This window comes from Pseudoalteromonas luteoviolacea, assembly GCF_018100925.1.
Lineage (GTDB): Bacteria > Pseudomonadota > Gammaproteobacteria > Enterobacterales > Alteromonadaceae > Pseudoalteromonas > Pseudoalteromonas obscura.
Map to the genome: position 1 here is coordinate 321,589 of NZ_JAGJEH010000006.1, position 19,895 is coordinate 341,483.

Sequence of the window (19,895 nt, forward strand, 5' to 3'; positions counted from 1 at the left end):
AACTATGTTAGGTCCAACAAAGATAAACGTATTATTTGTTTGTAGTCGCAACCAATGGCGAAGCCCTACTGGCGAGCAAGTGTGGAAAAACCACGCAAACCTCTCGGTGCGCTCAGCCGGTACTAGCCCTAAAGCAAAGCGCACAGTAAACAAAGGGGATATTCAATGGGCAGATATCATTTTTGTCATGGAAGAAAAGCATAAGTGCCGCTTGCGAGCTAAGTTTACACAACTCTTGCTGTATAAAAATATCCAGGTGCTTGATATACCAGATGATTACCATTTTATGAATGATGCATTGGTTGAAATACTCAAAGCAACTGTCGGCGCCTATTTAGCACTCCCCCTGTAACTAACAACACAACTTTCAAGTAAAAACGCACCTACATACCTTAAATATCGCCTTCTACCTCTTAGCTCATAGCGATGAGAGAAGGCGCTTTTTACTAATGGCGCTATGATAAATAGGCCCTTACCGCCCTAATTACTACGGCTTATATAGCTGAAAAGTATCTTCATTGACCTCTTGTGGCAAATTCGCAGACTCTAACAATATTGCCAGTTAGTTTGCATTTAATACGTTTACGTGATGCACACAAATGAACAGTTGATGGAAAAATGTCTTAAAGCTGCCATTCAAATGTTATTTATTTTGTTTAAGGAGCCTTACATTTACCTCAGCATAGAAGTATAAGTCTAAAAAACAATGGATTAAATCTGCACCTCAAAAAACCATTGGCGGACAGACTCATAGTAGAGTCGCTTTTTGCAAGATAGCCTCTATTACAAAAAACAGCATAAATTTAATATCTTTCATATTAATCGCGTCCGATTTCCACGCCACTAAAGCGAGTGAATTTTAATCAACTGAAAATTCACACAATACCATTGACTCAAAGTGTAAAGCACTATTACTTTATTTACCTGTGAGCAATTTTTGTTCACTTTAAATGTGATAAAGGAAATTAGATGAATAAAAAAATGACAATGGCAGTCATGGGACTGGCTATGGGACTAGGAACTTCCCTTGCAGTTTTTGCAAGTAATGGGTACACGCACGGCTGTAACTGGCAATCGCACGGTACACTAGAAAACTACTGCGGTTTTCAAGCTTATGTTTGTCAGTGGGGTTATACACCGGGTTACGACTGTCGTACCATCAAAGCGCAATGTATGAGTGATTGCGGATAAGGCAACAAAGTTGGTAGGCTCTTTTACATAGAGTCTACTATTTTCTTTCTCGCATTGTCGTTGCCATACTGAACCTGCAATATGGCTTTGTATATCTTCTTGATGAATTCATATCTAATGTGCCTGCGCACTTTACTGTAACTTTCCCAAAAGACACAGCTAAAAAGCAGAATAGATAAGCTGTAGCTACAAAGTTGATAAATTCAACGTCTGGCTCAATCATTAAAAGTATAAAATTATTAATGTAGATAGGTTTTAAATCCTATATTTTTCAATCTAAAACAGTAAATCCCGCAGCGCCCAAGGCAGGTTGAATTTTAATCAATTCAAAATTCACACTATTTATTGACTCATTCCACCAAGCGCGATTACATATTTAGCGGTGAGTAATTTTTGCTCGCTGTTAAAATGATAAAGGAAATACAATGAATAAAAAAATAGCAATGGCCGTCATGGGGATCGCCATGGGACTAGGTACTTCTCTTGCTGTCTCTGCAAGCAATGGTTATACACATGGCTGTAACTGGCAGAGCTTTGGCACATTAGAAAACTACTGCGGGTACCAGTTTTATGTGTGTCAGTGGGGCGGAACACCTGGATATAACTGCCGCACGATTAAAGCACAATGTATGCGCGACTGTGCATAATTAATCACCCTGAGCGATAGTACCTGCTATCGCTCATTTTAACCCCGTGAGTAGAACAATGAATATAATAAAGTATCTGGTTATTTTTGCTCTTGCCCTCGGCCTAGGTTGGCTTGGTGGAGGCTATGGTATGCAGGCAATCCAAAGCTTGTTTGCAAGCCAGCAAATTGAAAAAGGGGACTATAGCTCATACGGTGTAAATTCAACGACACCCATTAAGATATATACCACCCAATGGTGCCCTTTTTGTAAAAAAACAGCACAATATTTAGAACAACGTAATATTGCCTTCGTAAAAGTGGATATTGAGCAAGATGCCGAAGCACTTAAAGAGTTTGAGGCATTAGGTGGTGAAGTGTTACCCCTAATTTTGGTATCTGATGGCTTGATCCGAGGCTTTAACCAAGCCGCACTAGAAACACAATTAAAGAGCCACCAGCTGCTCTAGCCCTAACGCGAAGGGTCAGCGAGCTTCAACACTAGGCCCTTTTTGCATCACCAATCAAACATACTACTTAGCACCACTTTCGCAATTACTTGAAGCTACTCTGGCATTATATTTTCTCAGGTTTCAAGCCGCGATTGAATAGTGCACAGAACTAGGCCCCACAATGCAAAGTCATTCACATTCGCGCGCTAAGCGCAATTGCGAAGGGATCTGCTCTATACACTTAATTACACTTACTTACATTCTAGAGCGGTGCCAAATGCCATAGTTGACACAAGTTATTTGCGCAGCTCAAAGCAACTCACAGACGCAATAATACAAGGATTTTAAATTAATCGGACTTAACACAATGCAACAAAACTCACGTTTTTACTTCATTGATAATTTACGCAGTATGGCTCTATTACTTGGAATTATTTTCCATGCAGCGATTGCCTACGGACCTTATTTTAAAAATATATGGTTTAGCGCAGATCCCAATACCAGTGTATTTTTCAACTACCTCGCAAACTGGCTACATTTGTTTAGGATGCCATTATTTTTTTTAATTGCAGGTTTTTGTAGTGCACTTCTAATTGCTCGAAAAAATGAGCAATCCTTTATCACATTGCGATTTAAACGCGTCTTAATTCCTTTTCTTGTTTTCTATCCAATCATCATTGCTGTATTTCTTCATATCTTCATGTGGGGCACAGAGGTCGCGAACCCCGTTCCGGCACTTTTTGGAGTCATTCAAGCTATTGAGAACCCACAGATCAGCACCATACATTTGTGGTTTTTATGGGTCCTAATGCAGCTTTGCATACTTCATTGGTGTTTAACTCGCTTTTCTAGCATTTACAAATATCTGTTGAAAGTAACGACAAACCCACTTGTTTTGTTGCTCGCACTCGTAGTTTGTAGCTTTATATCGCTTTTAGCACAGCCTGTCCCTTTCCACGCCCCAGACAAGCTGTATCCGCAATTTTGGGCATGGGGCTTTTATGGTGCTTTTTACTTTGCAGGCGCTATTTTATATAACAATCTACAGGTGAGCGCCCGAGGAGTTAAAAGCACTTTGGTTATCGCTGGTGTAGCGACTGTATCACTTGGGTACTACTTCCTATTGCTACCCGCATCACCAACTCTCACACAAGTAATTGAAGCCGCACAACAGGGCTACTTTGCGCCATCAGGTGCGCAGCACTCGCTGCTAGTGGCAATTCAAGCGATTGCAATTGTCAGCTGGACCGCATTGGCGCTTATTCTTGGTTACAACTATTTAAACAAAGAGAGTAAAGTCAGTCGTTACATATCAGAATCATCGTACTGGGTATATCTAGTGCATGTGCCAATTTTGCTTTATATGCAGCTTCCACTTACCAATATTGACTTACCAGCTGCAGTTAAGTTTATTCTCAGTGTGAGCGGCACTTTGGTTATCTCACTGGTTAGCTATCATTATTTGATCAGAGGACGCTTTATAGGCCATTTATTAAATGGAAAAAAGCCCACGTCACCTCCTTCTCCAAAGAGCGAAAATAACGCGCTAGCAAAATAGTCTCATTGAACGGGGGCAGAGTCCCCCACTTTGTGCGGTGTTGAAAAGGCAAAGCCAACGAAATAACTTGAATTGTCATCCCTTACCAATACGGTACTGATGTCAGCGCTTATACTAACCCCTTATCAAAAGCTTTTAATACCGCCTGAGTACGATCATTAACGTCTAATTTCGCCAGGATCTGCGATACGTGATTGCGGATTGTGCCATCTGAGTTGTTTAAAGTGATTGCGATCTCTTTGTTGGGCATCCCCAAAGTCAAACATTTCAAAACCTGAAGCTCTTTTGTTGTTAGCATCATTTGTGGCACCAACTGCTTTTTTAGTAAGTAATCGGTGAGTGCTTTTTGCAATACTTGCTGCCCTGCTACCACCTGTTTAATGGCCTCAATGAGGTCTTCAAGCTCAATGCTTTTTAAAACATACCCTTTTGCCCCTAAATTGACGGCATTGACTAGCGTATCACAATCTTCGAAAGTCGTGATGATCAGCACAGGAGGTGTGGGCTGAGGGAGTTTTTGCATGGCGCTTAATACCCCAAGGCCATCTAACTCAGGCATGCGCATATCTAACAACATTACATCAAACTGGGCCTCTTTTATTCGCTCCAATGCTTCAATACCGTTTTGAGCAACACCAGTGACTCTAATACACTCACTCAAATTCAGTAGACTTTCCAACCCCAGCCGAACTAGAGTTTGATCTTCAACCAAAAGACATGAAATCATCACTCTTTTCCTAGCTCAAGGGGTAAAGTCATAACATTCAAAAGCTGACTGTTCTCAAGGGATTGCTCAAAGTGACCACCGAATTGTGCCATTCGCTCAGTCAAGCCAACTAAACCGTTACCCGCTTTGGGCAACTTGGACTCTTTTTGGCTGTGCCATGCCTTGGCGACTAACAGCTCGGTCTCCCCTCTTACTTCTACCGAGACGTGTAAAAAGAACTCTTTTGCCTGAGTATGTTTTAACGTATTACTGATCATCTCTTGGCAAAATCGTACAATGCACAGAGTGTGCTGCTGCGAAATCCTTTTTTCATCGACATCTAACGCTAAGTCACATCGCAACCTAGGTGTCATGGCAATAATCTCTTTTAACGCATGCGCAAGTAAAGCACTGTCATTGCGTTGCACAGAGACGATATCGCGTACTTCCGAGAGCACCTCTTGGCTAAGTTGATGGCATGTCTCTAGCGACTTTGCGACATCGTTAGGTGCAACCCGTTTCGTAAAGTCTAAGTTTATGCTCAAAGCGGTTAACTTGTGGCCAAGTGAGTCGTGCAGCTCTCGAGAAATATGCTGCCGCGTTTGCGCGGCCGACATAATAGCCATCATATGCTGCGCCGCTTGGAGTTCTTTGTAGTTTTGCCGCGATTCATAGTGCATATTTAAACTTTCAACTATTCGACGGCTGACAAACCAATTCATACTGCAAAAAAAGAACCAGACAACAAAAGTTATCCAAGGGATCTCACCTTGCCAACGTTCAAAATGATACAGGCCATATGCAAACATTATCAAAGAAACAAATAGCATGACCTTGGGAAACGAAAAGTGTGGGCTAAATACCGCAGAAAACATCACAGCATGGATAAATAACAATGTTGTTGTAGAAAGAGGCACTAATGACAATATCAGTAAAAGATAGCAAACAGCGACAAGAACTACGTGTTTATTAGGGTTTTTTATTACATAAAATAATAGCAGCAGTATGGCTACACTCACAGGTAGCTGCAGCAACAAGGATGTTGACGAATTGGCATAGTATGCACAGGCACAGGTCACCCCAAGCCATGAAGCTATAGTTGAAAAGCGCCAATCTGTTGTGTGTCTGATCTGAGAGCCCATGGTGTACTACTTCGTTTTTTTAACCATTATGGCAAATGTGTCGGTTCATAAACAGTGACAGATGTCATAGGTTAAATAGGCAATTTGTGACTAGTGGCGGTCTGATTTCGACGGTTAGCATATGTGTATTGAAAGAAATAGAGAGTCTATTATGCAATACACACCACGCTTTCACTTCATTGATAACTTGCGCAGCACTGCACTTATACTGGGCGTCATCTTTCATACAGCCCTCACTTATGGGCCATACTTTAAAAACATTTGGCTTAGTGCCGATCCAAGTAACTCGGTATTTTTTGATGTGCTTTCAAATTGGCTGCATTTATTTCGCATGCCACTGTTTTTTGTTATCGCAGGCTTTTGTAGTGCATTAATTATCCAACAAAATAGTACTTATGCGTTTATCAAATTAAGGCTAAAACGAATACTCATCCCCTTTATTATATTCTTCCCTTTATTGGCGGCCTCGTTCGTGCATGTACTCACTTGGGGTGCAGATATTGCCGATCCTGTACCCGCCATTTTTACTGTCTTTAAAGTTATTGAAACGCCACAGATTAGCACCATGCATTTGTGGTTTTTGTGGTTATTAATGCAGCTTTGTTTATTACATTGGGTGATAATGCATATTTCAACCCGATGCCAATACCTATGCAGCGTCTTCGCAAAGCCAATTATCGCGTGTTTAGCTATTGCCACACTCAGTTTTGCTGCACTGCTGGGCCAGCCTGTGCCGTTTCCCGCACCCGATAAGATCCAGCCTCAATTATGGGGGCTCGTTTTTTACGGGGCTTTTTATGTTATGGGCATAGGATTACACCACAAACCGTACAGGCTAGAATGCAGTATCAAGACAATCATATTGACAACAATTATTGCGCTGATATCAGTAAGCCTTTACCTAACTTATTTGCCAGAACCACCAACATTAGAACAAGTAATTGAAGCAGCGAAACAAGGTTCCTTTACCCCTACGGGTTGGCGACACATGCGCTTAGTGGCCATTCAAGCGGTTGCCATAGTAAGTTGGACTGTACTCGTACTACAGTTAGGTTACCTCTTTTTAAATCGAGCAAACAGATTAAGCCGATACCTTTCAGAAGCGTCGTATTGGGTTTATTTGGTCCATGTTCCGCTGCTACTTTATATCCAATTTCCTCTCATTAACCTCGACTTGTCTGTATTTGCAAAGTTTACAATAAGCCTACTTGCTACCTTATCAAGCTCTTTATTAACCTACCACTTTCTAGTCCGAGGACGTTTTTTAGGTCACTTATTGAATGGCAAAAAAAAGCCTGAGTATACATAAGGGGAGTGGCCCATCTACACTTTGTTTCGGATATTACCAAGCAGCAGTCACTAGATGGCATACCCTGTGTGGATGCTGCTGCCAACGCTTAACAATATTGGGGGAATTACTCAAACTCTTTGTCATCCTCTACAACGGTAAACTTAGAGCTATGTACCAAATTACCTTTTGCGTGAATCTCAATATACCAATCACCTGGCGTTGCTTCATATGGATAATCAAAGTAATAGGCAAAACCCCAAATATACTCACCATTGTGCCCTGTAATATCTACTTGCCGATTTAATTGAGATCTTTTCTCCCCACTAGGGAGTATCATTTCTGGGTAGGAGATCCGAACATCAAGGTTATTTACATGCTCAGGGATAGATAAAAAAGCAATACCAATTTCAAAGCCGGTGCCCAATCTATTAGGGATGATCCAAGTTCTTTCTTTAAGCGTTTTTGATTGTTCATCTACGTTCATCACGCCGCTCAGTGAACTTTCATCTTGGATTAGTTCGCCACCTATTTTTTCTATATAAGAATGGACAAATACCACAGACTCTATCTTACTTCTGCTTGACTGCGCTGCCATAGAAGCAAAATTTGATAAAACAAGAATACAAAACAGTAGCGCTTTTAACATAGTTCACCTCTGTTCACTCATTTCACAATGAGCGCCACTTAACCGATAAATATAGCCGATAAACAGGCAGCCTTTAGTGCTGACCGGCAAAGTTATTCAACCTTTGGGTACACTTCGTGTTCAATAATATAAACTACCAACATAACCCAAGCCAATAACAATCTCCCACATCATTTCGTAAGATAGCTCGGTATTGCTTGTCAATTAGTTCACACATCTGCTGTGCCAAACGCAACTCTTGGAGCTAAAAAGTGCATAAGAACTCAAGTGATAAAATGAAATCAAAGTTTGAAATGTAAGAGGGAAAGGGAGTGTTACTTGTTTGGTATAAGGCCTGCCAAGCAGGCCCCTAAGTACTTATTTATGACTGTGCAACCGGCTGTTCAACAGCCTCCACATCTGCTTGTTTACCTAAAATACGATGCGTAATTGTACCTGCTGTCATAGAACCAGAAACATTCAAAGCAGTACGTGCCATATCAATCAGTGGCTCAATAGAAATCAGTAGTGCTGCAATAGTCACTGGTAGACCCATCGCAGGCAACACAATTAACGCTGCAAATGTCGCGCCCCCACCAACACCTGCGATACCAAATGAGCTGATCGCCACAATCGCCACCAAAGACAGTATAAACGAGATATCCATAGGGTTAATGCCCATACTTGGAGCCACCATCACTGCCAGCATCGCAGGATAGATCCCTGCACAGCCATTTTGACCTATTGTCGCGCCAAATGATGCCGATAGGTTAGCAATCGCAGGCGGTACATTGAGCTTATTAATTTGCGTGTCCACGTTCAAAGGGATAGTTGCGGCACTGCTGCGCGATGTAAATGCAAACGTCAATACCGGCCAAATTTTTTGGAAAAACTGTTTAGGGCTTACACCAAACAGACCCACTAACAAACCATGTACAACAAACATCAAAAAGATTGCTAAGTAAGATGCCACGATAAAACCAAGCAAATTAGTGATATCCGCAAGACTTGATGTTGCTACAACCTTAGCCATTAATGCCGCTACACCGTATGGCGTTAGTGAGATCACCATTTTAACTAATCTCATAACCACAGCTTGTACAGTCTCAACGAATGTACGGATCGGCGTTTCTAACTCTTCACGCTCAGCCATCACTTTACGTGCCGCTATACCTGTTAAAATACCAAAAATCACAACCGCGATAATTGAAGTAGAGCGCTCCCATGCCAAATCTTGAAAAATATTAGTTGGAATGAAGCTTAGCAACATCTGCGGAATAGAAAGGTCACTCACCGTTTCACTTCGAGATGCCAAAACCGCAATACGCGATGTTTCTCGCGCCCCTTCGGTTAAGCCTTCTGCGCTCAACCCAAATAATTGCGTAATAAAGATACCAATGAGCGCCGCAATCATGGTCGTGACGACTAACACTGAAATAGTAATGCCGCTTATTTTGCCAAGCGCACCTGATTTTTCTAGCTTTACTACAGCTGCTATCATCGACACCAGTACCAATGGCATGATGATCATTTTAAGCAATGCGACATAACCGCTGCCAACAACATTAGTCCAATTTAGGGTTTCTTCTATGGCCTGATGCCCTTCCCCCAACGAAAACTGCAAAGCGAAACCAAAAACACTGCCCAATGACAGGCCAATTAAAACAAGTCGAGAAAGCGTTGCGCCTTTTTTCTGAGTTTGGAATAGAAGAACGAGAATTGCAGCAAAAACAGCAAGGCTCACCATAGCGATGAAGGACATATATTTACCTTTGAATGCTCAATAAGAGAGAAAACCTAAAAGAAGATAGTTCGGAATTTTTTCCTAGCGCGCACAGTAATAAATTATTGCGTTACTGAAAAGAATGATTCGGAATGAGATATATTTTCGAGTTATTGATTTGCTGCTTTTTTGACTAAGACAAAGTAAGTACACAGCGACAGTGTATATTTTATAGTGGCACCCATGAAGCCTCGATGCCAACTTGGTTGCCTATAAAGCATCTAGATCATTTTGCAGCGCCTCTAGCTGATCTAAAATCGCTAAGAATTTCTCGCCAAATGGCGTCACCTTATACTCAACTCGCGGAGGCAGCTCATTGAACACATGTTTATCTAAAATTCCAAACTCGACGTTACGCTTAAGACATTGATTGAGCACTTTGGTTGATAGCCCTTCAACTTGCCGCACCATTTCCCCAGGTCGATTAACCCCAGCTTTTAGTAATTGATAGACAGTTAAAGACCACTTACAGCCATAAATAGTCTCGACCATTCTCGCACTCGATTGCGGTGCTAACTTTCTTGAAATTTTTTTCTCTTGTAAAGTCATAAAGATGTACCAAAAAGTACCTACCTAACCAAATTGTACTTACTATTCAGGGGCTTTTGTTAAAATTAATATTATCACGACTTTCAAAAACAAGAGACGTGATTATGACTTTTTCCAGTAATGGCACAGCCCTTATCATAGGTGGTTCAAGCGGTATGGGCTTTGAAACCGCCAAACAACTATTGCAAGCAGGTGTCAAAGTTGAAGTACTTGGCAACAACCCCAATAAGCTAAACGCTGCGGTTGATGAACTTAGCACATTGGGTGAGATTAAAGGCCTACAAATCGACTTATATGATATCAAGGCAGTCGAGCAACTAGCGTATAGCATCGCCAGCAAGGACACACACTATGGCTACCTCGTCAATGCAGCAGGTTATTTTTCACCTACCCCTTTTGTGGAACATACCATTGCAGACTACGATAAATACCATGATCTCAACAAAGCAACGTTTATCTTGACTCAGGCAGTAGTAAAAAACATGCAACGTTTTGGAGGCGGTAATATTGTCAATATAGGCTCGATGTGGGCAAAACAAGCAATAAAGGCAACGCCTTCTTCAGCATATTCCATGGCAAAAGCAGGATTACACGCCCTGACACAACATTTAGCCATGGAGCTTGGTGAAGTCAATATACGCGTCAATGCGGTTGCCCCTGCGGTAGTCCAGACCCCCATTTACGAGTCGTTTATAGCACCTAAAGATATGCAAAAAGTGCTCGCATCATTCAATGATTTTCACCCAATTGGACGAGTTGGCGAACCTCTGGATATTGCCCATAGCATCTTATTTTTATTATCCGACGAGGCGAGCTGGATAACGGGCACGATTATGGATGTCGATGGCGGAGTGATGGCTGGTAGAAATTAGGCAAGGTCACTCCCTAGGATCCAATCAAGACGAGAATATTATGCTAAACATGAATTTTGCTGAACAAGTCATTATCCATACTGCCGAGCAACCTTGGTTAGCCAGCCCCGCCAGAGGAGTCTGGCGCAAGCCTCTGGAGCGCGAGGACAAAGAGTCAGGTCACACCACCAGCATTGTAAAGTACGACGCAGGTTCAAAGTTTAAACCGCATCCACACCCGATGGGAGAGGAGATATTTGTGCTTGAAGGGGTATTTTCTGATGAGCATGGAGACTACCCCGCAGGCACCTATTTGCGTAACCCGCCTAACAGTGTGCATGCCCCTTTTAGCCAACATGGCTGCGTTATTTTTGTAAAACTCAACCAATTTGATCAACACGACACACAAACTGTGCGGATCAATACCAGAGAAACCAGGTGGCAAATGGGGCAAGGCAATTTACAGGTTATGCCACTACACAGCTTTGCTCATCAGCACACAGCCCTAGTAAAGTGGCCCGCCAAAGAGCGATTTGTGCCCCATAAACATTTTGGCGGAGAGGAAATTTTCGTTTTGGAGGGCGAGTTTATTGACCAACATGGCAAATACCCAGCAGGTACATGGTTACGCAGCCCACATATGAGTGAGCATACCCCCTATGTCGACCAACCAACACTTATTTTGGTAAAAGTAGGTCATCTAGGAGCTGAATGAGCTGCAACATAGCGTTGTTGTATGGTTTATTGCATGGTTATAATTCGCCTATCACGATATTTATCGCAGCTTATTCGGAGCTCAACCATGAAAAAACTCTCTAAAGTACAAGAAAAACAACAAGCACTTGTACTAGACGTCGCCGACAGACTCGAGGCGCAAGCCCGCGAAGAAATCCCCGGAATGCTGCAATGCTGGTTTGATATGGAATTTCACCTTTTCCCAAGCTCTCTATTACTGTGCTTCCAATTCGAAAGCGAGCAAGCATTGGAAGCGGCAAAACCAGAGTTACTTAAATGGCAAAAGCGCCTCAGTGCAGCCATGGTTAAAAAGGGGGTGATCCTGAAAGATATGCGTAAACACTTGGTGTTTACCTTGAATGGGCCTGAGGATTAAGCTTCGTTTACTACCTCAAAAAACGGCAGTGTAGTCACCCCTGCCGTATACCCTTATTGCTTGCCATTTGTATAAACCTTTTAAAGAGTCGCCTTTTTTATTCACCGAATAATTAGCCCTTCCCACAATCACTGCAAACCATCAATACGATCAGCCAGTTTTTTTCGCGTTTCTAGATGTTTTGCAAGCAGGGTTTGAAACTCAGGCAAGGGCTGTAATGGCTGCAACATATGATTATTTTGTAGCGTCCACCACTGAGAGTTAAGTGACTCCACCCAACCCATTTCTAGCGCGTTTGCCAAATGATTTAATGCTCGCTGATGATTTCCTTGCAATGCATTTACTTCAGCCAACGAAAATTGTGTTTGCACCTTATCAAACACTTCGCCTTGTCCCAGTAAATTTTCTACTTTACTTAACAGTTGCTGCCCACGTTTAGCTTCGTTCAGTTGTATAAGGGAAGCTGCATACAATATGATTGACTGGTAGTTGTCTGTGCTCACCTCAATCCGCCCTAGCGTGTCGTGCTGCCAACTTGGATACACTTGTAGCAAAGTGTTTCTCGCGGCTTCAAATTGCGCAGCTCTATATTGCGCGCGAGCCAGTTTTAATCTCGCAGCGACACTATAGGGAAGTCGAAACACTCGATTTCGTATATTTACTAAGATCTGCGCCTCGTTTTTACTTTCGCTCAGAGCAATCATGTCCAACGAATGTACAAAGTGGCCATGTAAAGGCTCCATTCGATCCAACAGTACTCGAGCGGCCTGCTCTGCGCCAACGCTAAGGTAAGCGAGCACTTGTTGTTCGCACACTTCAATACTTGAACAAGCATCAAAAAGTGCTGGAGTCTGCCTATGCCAATTTGCCATCGTCAAAATAGACGTCTGAGTATGTCGACTCACCTTAGCGGCATCCAATAAACGAGTATCCGAGTCAGGATCCAGCTCTAGGGCTTGCTGGTACATAAGTTGTGCCGAGTTCTGTTTCCCCATGGATTTTAATAAAAAGCTCATTGCTCGCTTTAGGGGCGCTGACAGTGGATCTAATATTATCGCCTGCTCCAAGTGGGCCACAGCCTCTGATTGTTTACCCAAGCGATTGAGCAATTTGCTATACCAAAGATGTGTCGTAGCACTGTTTTCAATCTCCAGCGATAAACTCATCGCATCTTGAGCTTGACGATAAAGTGCAAAGTTGCCTGTCGCCGCAGCTTTGTCTGATAACAGCATACCCTGCGTGGCCAGTGCTAAAGGCGAGTTGGGCTTCAATGCCAATGCCTTTTCAATATGTGGAAGCGCAGCATTGATTGCATCCATTTCACCCCAGCTACCAAAGGTGTGTAAAAACGCATAACTAATGGCTAGGCCTATATGTGCATCTGCGTACTCCGGCTCTAAGGCAAGACTGTGCTTAAAATAGGTGACCGCCTTATTTAATGAATCAGGTGTCCTTTGACGCCAGTGATATTGCCCCATTAGATACCACTCATACGCTTGCGCATCAATGTTTTGCTTCAGCTTTTCTTCGGATTTTTCAGTATTATCTATAACACCAGATAAAGAAGCGCTCACTTCATCTTGAAGCTGAAAACTATTGTCGGATTGACCAGTATAGATTTTCGACCACAATAGCTGACCATCATGGGTGCCTATTATTCTTACATGAATACGCGTTTGCTCACCCATTTTTTGTATATGGCCATCTAGGATCGCGTCAACTTGCAGCGCCTTGCCTATCTCAGTAGCGCTGTCATTACCTCGATATAAAAATGATGAATAACGTGAAATTACCTTAAGCGATTTTACCTGAGACAATTGATTGATAATGGCGTCGGATAAGCCTTCTGCGAAATATTGGCTATCTTGCAATGGGCTTAAGTCTTCAAACGGTAATACCGCTATAGAATGGACGTTTAACGACTGAGGATTGGCTATTTCATCCGACTGAGTGAAATACCAAACCAGAAAGAGAATTGGCAGTACACAACATATTGCCGCGAGTTGTTGTCGTGTAGCGCTCCCCATATTCGATAAATAAGGTGACTCCACCTTCTTGACCTCTGCAATAAGCAGGTAGCCTTCATTCGGTATGGTTTTAATAAAAATTGGGTTGCGTGCGCTGTCATCAAGCGCTTTGCGAATTTTGCTGATAGTCACCGACAAAATATCAGCCGCAACAAATTTACCTGCCCAGACTTGTTCGAATATTTTCTCTTTGGTGACAACTTTTCCGGCTTCTTGGATCAACAGCACAAGTACTTGCATACTCTTATTGTCGAGCATACGGGTTTCTGATTTGTTTTTGATGCTGTTGGTCTTCGGACATACCTGCCAGCGACCGAGCTGATACTGTTGACTATGCCTCACCCTTTAATCCCACCCGGTAAATATACTTCAAATTGCAAACAGCGATCCTCTTTGACATCCTATTTTTAATTTTTGCCAAGTAGACTGAACACAATTGACAATACTTTGGGCCTCAGACATTGTGCAGATTGCATAAAGAAATATCAAAAATAAACGCCAAAGTGTAGTACCTAACACCGATTCGCCTCAAAACCAAAGTCTCAACTCGTTTTAAAATCAGCTGAACTCGGATATTTCAGCATGGTCAAAAAAATAAACCACTGAAAGTATTGAATATATTTTTATCAAACAAGCATTATTTGTAATTTTAGAAGATTTAAGGTGTTTTAAGTTGCTCAAAACTTCTTGTCTAGTAGCGTTTGAGCAAATGACGTTAAATTAAGAGGCTTGTTATGGGCAATTCTATAAATCTAAAAAAAGCGATGGTATTAGTCACTGCGTTAAGTTTAAGCGGCACGACAATGGCTAATAATGATTCACAATTCAACCACACTGCGCCAGTCGCCACACAAAAAGAACTTCAAGGGCGATTTTGGGATCTATCAGAGCTCGATAAAGCCTTTATTAGCGCTGCCCCACAAGACATGAAAGATGGCACCCCAGTTGGAAAGTTGGCCCTACATAGCAAAAACCAAGATGTGGTTATGCAATTCGCACAAGAGGTAGCTAATAAAAAACATGGTGACTACACCAGTATGTTGATATCACATCAAGGAAAACTGGTTTTTGAATCTTACTTTCTGCGCGGTAGAGTCAATTTACCCCATGACCAAGCATCCGCAGTGAAAGGCTACACCAGCTTACTCTTGGGCAGGACCATTCAACTTGGTTATTTAACCATGACGGACTTACATAAACCCTTAGTCAATTTTTTACCTGAGTTAGATGCAAAGAAGTTCACCCAAGGCGCACAAAATATCACTTTGCACAAAGCACTGATTATGAGCGGTGGTCTGCAAATTTCGGAAGATAAAGCCAAGGAGTTATCTCGCAATCAAAATGAGCTATCAAGCAAAACTCTAAAAAAGCTTAAAGGTCAGGGCTTTATCCAAGAACTCTTAGAACACAGCCAACCAATTACTGATGAGTCTCAACAATATCGCTACGGCAATTACAATCCAACCTTGGTCATGCAAGTCATAGATGCCGTGGTGCCAGGTGGTGCGGAGCAATTTATCAAGAAAGAATTGTTAAACAAGTTAGGTATTACAAACTTTACTTGGGCTAACGCGATAAGCGGATTACCTGAGGGTGGCTGGCGAGCATCAATGACATCAAGAGATATGCTCAAGCTCGCCCAACTCGTTAAAAATAACGGTAAATGGCAAGGGGAGCAGTTGATATCCCAGCATTATCTAAATAAGGCGATGCAAAAGCTCATTCGCCCTGTTTCAGACTGGATCCCCAAACATTACTCTTATGGGTACTTCTGGTACCAGACCGATATCAATGTGAAAGGTAAAAACTACAACGCCAATATCGCCTGGGGCGGTGGTGGTCAACGTCTGATAATTATCAAAGAGTTAGATTTAACTGTCGTGATCACCGGATACGACAGAGAAGACACTATTTTTGACCAAATAGCCCAAAGAGTTGTACCGGCATTTATTTAGCGCTTGCGCACTTATAAAGCGCCTCTTATGTGGCGCTTGCACAAGCCTATTTCAAAGCGCTAAAGCCGACATGCAGCGTTGATTTTTTCACCATATCTAGGTCACCAAACAAAGGCGTATTCAACCTCACTTACATAACTCAGCGGCACGCTTTGCCTTCATACACAACGCATATTTTGCACTAGATACTCGACTTTTGCCCAATTCAGAATATCAATCACCTATGCTACTTTTTGCTATTCCAACCTCAATAGAGCGATATATAGGGTAAATCGTGCCGCCTCAATTTATCAAAAGTCAGAATACCCGAAATAAAAACATGTTTAATGTAAACGTCATGTTGACCTTTGGACTATTAAGAAATATCGTGTAATTCGCAACCCTATCAGGCTATCAAATCGACGCCTTTTAGTGGTCGTGAGCATGATTTACTCACGCTTGTTTCCGTTTTGGTACAAAGTTGTTAATGCAGAGTACTCAATTGATGCATATCAACCCCCACATCGCAATAAAACAAGGGTAGAAACGAGAGTTATAGCGGTGGCCGGAAAGAAATTAATATAATCGCTGTTATATCTCAAAAGCCAATGGCAAAAAAGTTAGGATGTGGTAGAAAAACAATTGGTAACTATGAGCAGAGTATGAATTCGATAAAGTTTAAACCTTTTTAGATATTGCACTGCAAGCTAAATACTAAGTCTTTACTTAATCATGTAAGGCCCATTAGAAATGCTCTCACTAGGCCTGAGTTACAGGATGACGAAGAATGAACGAAATATTACCTCGTATATTTTTATATAAATTAAACACTTCAATTACTTGGATAGTTAAAAATCTCCTCCTAACCCGCAAAAACTGTGAGGTAAAACCTATCAGACAATCACAGCCTGATAATGCTTATACTGATACATTTGCTACGGTGAAGCCTGCCAGCTCTTTCGAACATACTCGTCAAATGCTGAAGGGCGAGTAAGCATGAAAAAACCAACGCCTCTCGACACATTAAGTAAGCTGAAATATGTTATGACATCAGTGGTAGCTTGATATACAAAACGTAAAGGATAAACAGCAATGAACTCCCCTTTTAGAAATCTTCGAAAACTGCAAACCCTTGGTTTAACTAGCCGTGACTCGGTATCTGATGGAATAGGTGCTTATGGCCCATCAAAGGAAAGCTCAATCAACGACAAGTTTACCGCCTCTCAATTCAAAGGAGGACAGCACCTCACCATCAGTGCTTGCGTCTCGATATCGGGAGGCAATACAGCTTACAAAGCACCAAGAACAGCACAACGGCAATTTGGTAGTATCCCTATCACGATTGATAAGCTGAAATAAGGATAACTAATGAAGCTTTCAAATTTAATCTTGCTAAGTATCGCCTCTCTGGCTTTTTTTTATATCCAATTATGGGACCAGCGCCTAGTGACGCCAATTTATATTAGCCTGTTAACTATATGTATAGGCTATGGCATCTACATAAGAGAGATCAATGTAATTCATATAGCAGGGTTTATTTTAGCTTTAACTGGGATTGAGATAATCATTTTCGAGTCTGGTATTATTAACCACGTGACAGTTGCTGAAAACACGCTGCTTCAAGGTAGCATTATTTATGGTGTACAAATCTTTTTTACTGTTACCACAGCCCTTGTATTAATATTCAGAGTGCAATTGTCACGGCTTTTGTCCAATTCAACAAACATAAAACTCACTAATTTTGATGGTGTTTTTCATTGGTTATTCATCTACATGGCAATTGTAAACTTGTTAACACTGCTAGAAAACATTGCTTGGTCTTATTTCAATATGAAGTCTTGGACATTGATTTATGACAATTTTGAAGGACTGATTTACATTGCATGGGCGCTCTGCTGTGGCGCGCTGCTTACCATGTTAATTTGCGCGCCTAAATTAACCCCTCCTCAAGAACGTAAGCTTTCTTAATCAACACACATACCTAGAAATGGCAAAAAACCAGATCTCTATCTGGTTTTTTGTTGCCGTTAATTGCTACTTTGGCGTTGCAACATGCCTGAGGTAAAGTCATCTCATAGTTTGCAATTCATTATTGTGCACTTAACCAAGAAGGACAACTCGGTGACTGCCGATAGTGCTTGATTAAGCTACGTCGCGAGTCATGAAACTGCCACTGCATTTTGTCGGTATAAGTTTGATATAAAAAGGATTGGCCAGATCAAATACCGTTTCGAGTAATGTCTCCTGACCCAATTCAGGGTGATGGGGTGGGGAAATGGGCCTACTCGTAACCGTGTTTAAGCTGCATTAATGTACAAAACGTCTTATTCAATGCGCTTAGGTTGTTAGGGTCTATTCAAAGGCTTGTGCCAAATCAATCCACCTAACAACCCATTTTTTTCGTGGCATTACGCTAACTTAAAGCGATTTATCATCCTCATCATGTCCTCAGAAACCTGACTTAGCTCTTCACTGGCTGTCGCCATTAAGGTCGATTCACCAGCCAACGAAGTGGAACCGTCATTCAAATTGGCAACATTTTGATTGATACCATTGACCGTCATGGTTTGCTGTTCCGTAGCCGCAGAGATTTGCTGATTCATGCCTTGGATAGCATGAACCTCTTGCGCTATCTCGTTGAGCGCCTCTCCCGCTGATGACGATATCTCCGACGTATTGGACGCTTTTTCAGCGCCTTTACTCATCACTTCTACCGCTTGCTCAGCGCCAGCCTGTAACTTCTCAATAATCGTTTGAATCTCAATGGTTGATTCCTGCGTGCGCAATGACAAAGTGCGCACTTCATCAGCAACCACAGCAAAACCTCTCCCAGCTTCTCCTGCCCGTGCAGCTTCAATGGCTGCATTTAATGCCAACAGGTTGGTTTGCTCAGCAATGCCTCGGATCACCTCAAGGACGGTATCGACATTGCGACTATCCGCAGCCAGTTGAGCAATGACCTGACTCGCTTCCCCAATATCTTCTGCCAAAAGCTGAGACTTTTGAATGTTACACTCAATGATCTCTAAACTCTGCTCTGTTTGTTTGGCCGCTTTCACACTGAATTCTGATGCGTCTACCGTTCTACCCGACACTTCAGTCACCGCTGCGAGCATCTCATTCATTGCCCCAGCAAGCTCTTCTGTATCACTGCGTTGCTGATTCAAATTCATATCCACAGTTGAAACGGACGATGACAACCGAGTAGCAGAATCAGCCAGCTGCGTTCCTGCGGCACTGACACTGAGCATAATGTCCTGAATAGAACCCACAAAGCGATTAAAATACTGAGCTAAATCGATCAGCTCTTGACTGCCCTCTTCTTTCAAACGCTGAGTTAAATCCCCTTCACCACTCGCAAGATCGCGCATTGCTGACACAGTGCTTTTAATTGGTTTAGTTATACTTCTAATGAAATAAATCACCAAGGTAGATAACACCGCCAACACCATAACGACGTTCATCAGGGATATCATCTGAGATTGCTCGATATCTTCCTCTAACGCCGCAATATTGATACCAGTGCCAATCATCCAATCCCACTCGTGAAAATAGTCTGCGTAACTGGTTTTTGGTGTCAATTCCGTTGCATCAGGTGAGGTTTTCCAAAGATATTCAACAAATCCACCACCACTTTTTCCGGTCGCATAAAGCTCTTCCACAAATAACTTTCCATTGCCATCTTTGAGCGGCAAAATATTCGTACCAAGCAGGTGCTTTAAACCAGAGGCCAGCTGTATCCCTTCCTTATCAGCCACAAAAATATAGTTGCCGTTGTCAAAGCGCATTGCAGAAATAGCCACTAAGGCCAAGCGCTTCGCTTCTTCTTCACTGAGCGCGCCACTTCGGCTTTGTTCATAGTAATGGTTGATAACACCGAGTGCGCTCTCAATGATCAGCTGCACACCGTATTCATAGTTAGCACGCATATGCTTGTTGGTGTTATGAGCATCCAGCAAAGAATTAGCGAAAAGCCCCATTGCAAATAACACGACTATCATCCAAGCACGTGTACTAATTGGTGCATTATGAATTGAAAAGTTCATGATG

At 42.2% G+C, this 19,895-nt stretch carries 19 protein-coding genes; 12 read left to right on the plus strand and 7 right to left on the minus strand.

Annotated elements, in window-relative coordinates; genetic code table 11:
- The first annotated feature begins 4 nt into the window (after nt 1–4).
- The 5 genes from J8M00_RS15015 (at nt 5) to J8M00_RS15035 (ending at nt 3,826) form a co-directional block, all read left to right on the plus strand.
- Entirely contained in the window at nt 5–352 is a 348-nt protein-coding gene (locus J8M00_RS15015; protein WP_211011347.1) for a low molecular weight protein tyrosine phosphatase family protein, read from the plus strand.
- Nucleotides 353–969: 617 nt separating this feature from the next.
- Nucleotides 970–1,191, plus strand: coding sequence for a hypothetical protein (locus tag J8M00_RS15020; protein WP_211011348.1), 222 nt, complete (start codon nt 970–972; stop codon nt 1,189–1,191).
- A gap of 425 nt (nt 1,192–1,616) precedes the next feature.
- The gene (locus tag J8M00_RS15025) at nt 1,617–1,838 is read left to right on the plus strand and encodes a hypothetical protein (protein WP_211011349.1); all 222 of its coding nucleotides are present in this window, start codon (nt 1,617–1,619) and stop codon (nt 1,836–1,838) included.
- A gap of 58 nt (nt 1,839–1,896) precedes the next feature.
- On the plus strand, nt 1,897–2,286 hold the full coding sequence (locus J8M00_RS15030) for a glutaredoxin family protein (protein WP_211011350.1): 390 nt from the start codon (nt 1,897–1,899) through the stop codon (nt 2,284–2,286).
- Nucleotides 2,287–2,635: 349 nt separating this feature from the next.
- Nucleotides 2,636–3,826 (plus strand): acyltransferase family protein, encoded by a 1,191-nt coding sequence (locus tag J8M00_RS15035; protein ID WP_211011351.1) that lies wholly within the window; start codon nt 2,636–2,638, stop codon nt 3,824–3,826.
- A gap of 109 nt (nt 3,827–3,935) precedes the next feature.
- On the opposite strand, the gene J8M00_RS15040 is transcribed toward J8M00_RS15035, so the two are convergent.
- On the minus strand, nt 3,936–4,553 hold the full coding sequence (locus J8M00_RS15040; protein WP_211011352.1) for a response regulator: 618 nt from the start codon (nt 4,551–4,553) through the stop codon (nt 3,936–3,938).
- Entirely contained in the window at nt 4,553–5,674 is a 1,122-nt protein-coding gene (locus J8M00_RS15045; RefSeq protein WP_211011353.1) for a sensor histidine kinase, read from the minus strand. The genes J8M00_RS15040 and J8M00_RS15045 overlap by 1 nt, the downstream gene beginning before the upstream one ends.
- A gap of 151 nt (nt 5,675–5,825) precedes the next feature.
- Between J8M00_RS15045 and J8M00_RS15050 the strand changes: the two genes are divergently transcribed.
- A complete protein-coding gene (locus J8M00_RS15050; RefSeq protein WP_211011354.1) occupies nt 5,826–6,983 on the plus strand; it encodes an acyltransferase family protein in 1,158 nt (385 codons plus the stop codon).
- Nucleotides 6,984–7,089: 106 nt separating this feature from the next.
- On the opposite strand, the gene J8M00_RS15055 is transcribed toward J8M00_RS15050, so the two are convergent.
- The 3 genes from J8M00_RS15055 to J8M00_RS15065 all read right to left on the minus strand — a co-directional run bounded on the left by J8M00_RS15055 (nt 7,090) and on the right by J8M00_RS15065 (nt 9,922).
- Entirely contained in the window at nt 7,090–7,611 is a 522-nt protein-coding gene (locus J8M00_RS15055; protein WP_211011355.1) for a DUF3859 domain-containing protein, read from the minus strand.
- Between the two features lie 361 nt (nt 7,612–7,972).
- Nucleotides 7,973–9,352 (minus strand): L-cystine transporter, encoded by a 1,380-nt coding sequence (locus J8M00_RS15060; protein WP_211011356.1) that lies wholly within the window; start codon nt 9,350–9,352, stop codon nt 7,973–7,975.
- A gap of 231 nt (nt 9,353–9,583) precedes the next feature.
- Nucleotides 9,584–9,922 (minus strand): winged helix-turn-helix transcriptional regulator, encoded by a 339-nt coding sequence (locus J8M00_RS15065; protein ID WP_211011357.1) that lies wholly within the window; start codon nt 9,920–9,922, stop codon nt 9,584–9,586.
- 104 nt (nt 9,923–10,026) lie between these two features.
- Between J8M00_RS15065 and J8M00_RS15070 the strand changes: the two genes are divergently transcribed.
- From J8M00_RS15070 to J8M00_RS15080, 3 genes are all read left to right on the plus strand, one after another.
- On the plus strand, nt 10,027–10,794 hold the full coding sequence (locus tag J8M00_RS15070) for an SDR family NAD(P)-dependent oxidoreductase (protein WP_211011358.1): 768 nt from the start codon (nt 10,027–10,029) through the stop codon (nt 10,792–10,794).
- 40 nt (nt 10,795–10,834) lie between these two features.
- Entirely contained in the window at nt 10,835–11,488 is a 654-nt protein-coding gene (locus J8M00_RS15075) for a cupin domain-containing protein (protein WP_211011359.1), read from the plus strand.
- 87 nt (nt 11,489–11,575) lie between these two features.
- Nucleotides 11,576–11,884: a hypothetical protein gene (locus J8M00_RS15080; protein WP_211011360.1), complete on the plus strand. Its 309-nt coding sequence runs from the start codon at nt 11,576–11,578 to the stop codon at nt 11,882–11,884.
- A gap of 128 nt (nt 11,885–12,012) precedes the next feature.
- Here J8M00_RS15080 and J8M00_RS15085 read toward each other — a convergent pair whose 3' ends face one another.
- The gene (locus J8M00_RS15085) at nt 12,013–14,253 is read right to left on the minus strand and encodes a winged helix-turn-helix domain-containing protein (protein WP_211011361.1); all 2,241 of its coding nucleotides are present in this window, start codon (nt 14,251–14,253) and stop codon (nt 12,013–12,015) included.
- Nucleotides 14,254–14,645: 392 nt separating this feature from the next.
- Between J8M00_RS15085 and J8M00_RS15090 the strand changes: the two genes are divergently transcribed.
- From J8M00_RS15090 to J8M00_RS15100, 3 genes are all read left to right on the plus strand, one after another.
- Complete coding sequence (locus J8M00_RS15090) at nt 14,646–15,866, plus strand: serine hydrolase domain-containing protein (RefSeq protein ID WP_211011362.1); 1,221 nt, start codon at nt 14,646–14,648, stop codon at nt 15,864–15,866.
- 1,071 nt (nt 15,867–16,937) lie between these two features.
- Nucleotides 16,938–17,204, plus strand: a complete 267-nt coding sequence (locus J8M00_RS15095; protein WP_211011363.1) for a hypothetical protein — start codon at nt 16,938–16,940, stop codon at nt 17,202–17,204.
- A 9-nt stretch (nt 17,205–17,213) separates the two neighbouring features.
- Nucleotides 17,214–17,813: a hypothetical protein gene (locus J8M00_RS15100; RefSeq protein WP_211011364.1), complete on the plus strand. Its 600-nt coding sequence runs from the start codon at nt 17,214–17,216 to the stop codon at nt 17,811–17,813.
- Nucleotides 17,814–18,253: 440 nt separating this feature from the next.
- Here the strand turns inward: J8M00_RS15100 and J8M00_RS15105 are convergent, their stop codons facing one another.
- Nucleotides 18,254–19,891 (minus strand): methyl-accepting chemotaxis protein, encoded by a 1,638-nt coding sequence (locus J8M00_RS15105; RefSeq protein WP_211011365.1) that lies wholly within the window; start codon nt 19,889–19,891, stop codon nt 18,254–18,256.
- Between the last annotated feature and the right edge of the window lie 4 nt (nt 19,892–19,895).

Coding starts and splice junctions, on each gene's coding strand:
- J8M00_RS15055 (WP_211011355.1), bottom strand. CDS start 7,611: ATGTTAAAAGCGCTACTGTTTTGTATTCTTGTTTTATCAAATTTTGCT.
- J8M00_RS15105 (WP_211011365.1), bottom strand. CDS start 19,891: ATGAACTTTTCAATTCATAATGCACCAATTAGTACACGTGCTTGGATG.
- J8M00_RS15060 (WP_211011356.1), bottom strand. CDS start 9,352: ATGTCCTTCATCGCTATGGTGAGCCTTGCTGTTTTTGCTGCAATTCTC.
- J8M00_RS15100 (WP_211011364.1), top strand. CDS start 17,214: ATGAAGCTTTCAAATTTAATCTTGCTAAGTATCGCCTCTCTGGCTTTT.
- J8M00_RS15035 (WP_211011351.1), top strand. CDS start 2,636: ATGCAACAAAACTCACGTTTTTACTTCATTGATAATTTACGCAGTATG.
- J8M00_RS15045 (WP_211011353.1), bottom strand. CDS start 5,674: ATGGGCTCTCAGATCAGACACACAACAGATTGGCGCTTTTCAACTATA.
- J8M00_RS15070 (WP_211011358.1), top strand. CDS start 10,027: ATGACTTTTTCCAGTAATGGCACAGCCCTTATCATAGGTGGTTCAAGC.
- J8M00_RS15025 (WP_211011349.1), top strand. CDS start 1,617: ATGAATAAAAAAATAGCAATGGCCGTCATGGGGATCGCCATGGGACTA.
- J8M00_RS15090 (WP_211011362.1), top strand. CDS start 14,646: ATGGGCAATTCTATAAATCTAAAAAAAGCGATGGTATTAGTCACTGCG.
- J8M00_RS15095 (WP_211011363.1), top strand. CDS start 16,938: ATGAACTCCCCTTTTAGAAATCTTCGAAAACTGCAAACCCTTGGTTTA.
- J8M00_RS15050 (WP_211011354.1), top strand. CDS start 5,826: ATGCAATACACACCACGCTTTCACTTCATTGATAACTTGCGCAGCACT.
- J8M00_RS15065 (WP_211011357.1), bottom strand. CDS start 9,922: ATGACTTTACAAGAGAAAAAAATTTCAAGAAAGTTAGCACCGCAATCG.
- J8M00_RS15015 (WP_211011347.1), top strand. CDS start 5: ATGTTAGGTCCAACAAAGATAAACGTATTATTTGTTTGTAGTCGCAAC.
- J8M00_RS15030 (WP_211011350.1), top strand. CDS start 1,897: ATGAATATAATAAAGTATCTGGTTATTTTTGCTCTTGCCCTCGGCCTA.
- J8M00_RS15080 (WP_211011360.1), top strand. CDS start 11,576: ATGAAAAAACTCTCTAAAGTACAAGAAAAACAACAAGCACTTGTACTA.
- J8M00_RS15020 (WP_211011348.1), top strand. CDS start 970: ATGAATAAAAAAATGACAATGGCAGTCATGGGACTGGCTATGGGACTA.
- J8M00_RS15075 (WP_211011359.1), top strand. CDS start 10,835: ATGCTAAACATGAATTTTGCTGAACAAGTCATTATCCATACTGCCGAG.
- J8M00_RS15040 (WP_211011352.1), bottom strand. CDS start 4,553: ATGATTTCATGTCTTTTGGTTGAAGATCAAACTCTAGTTCGGCTGGGG.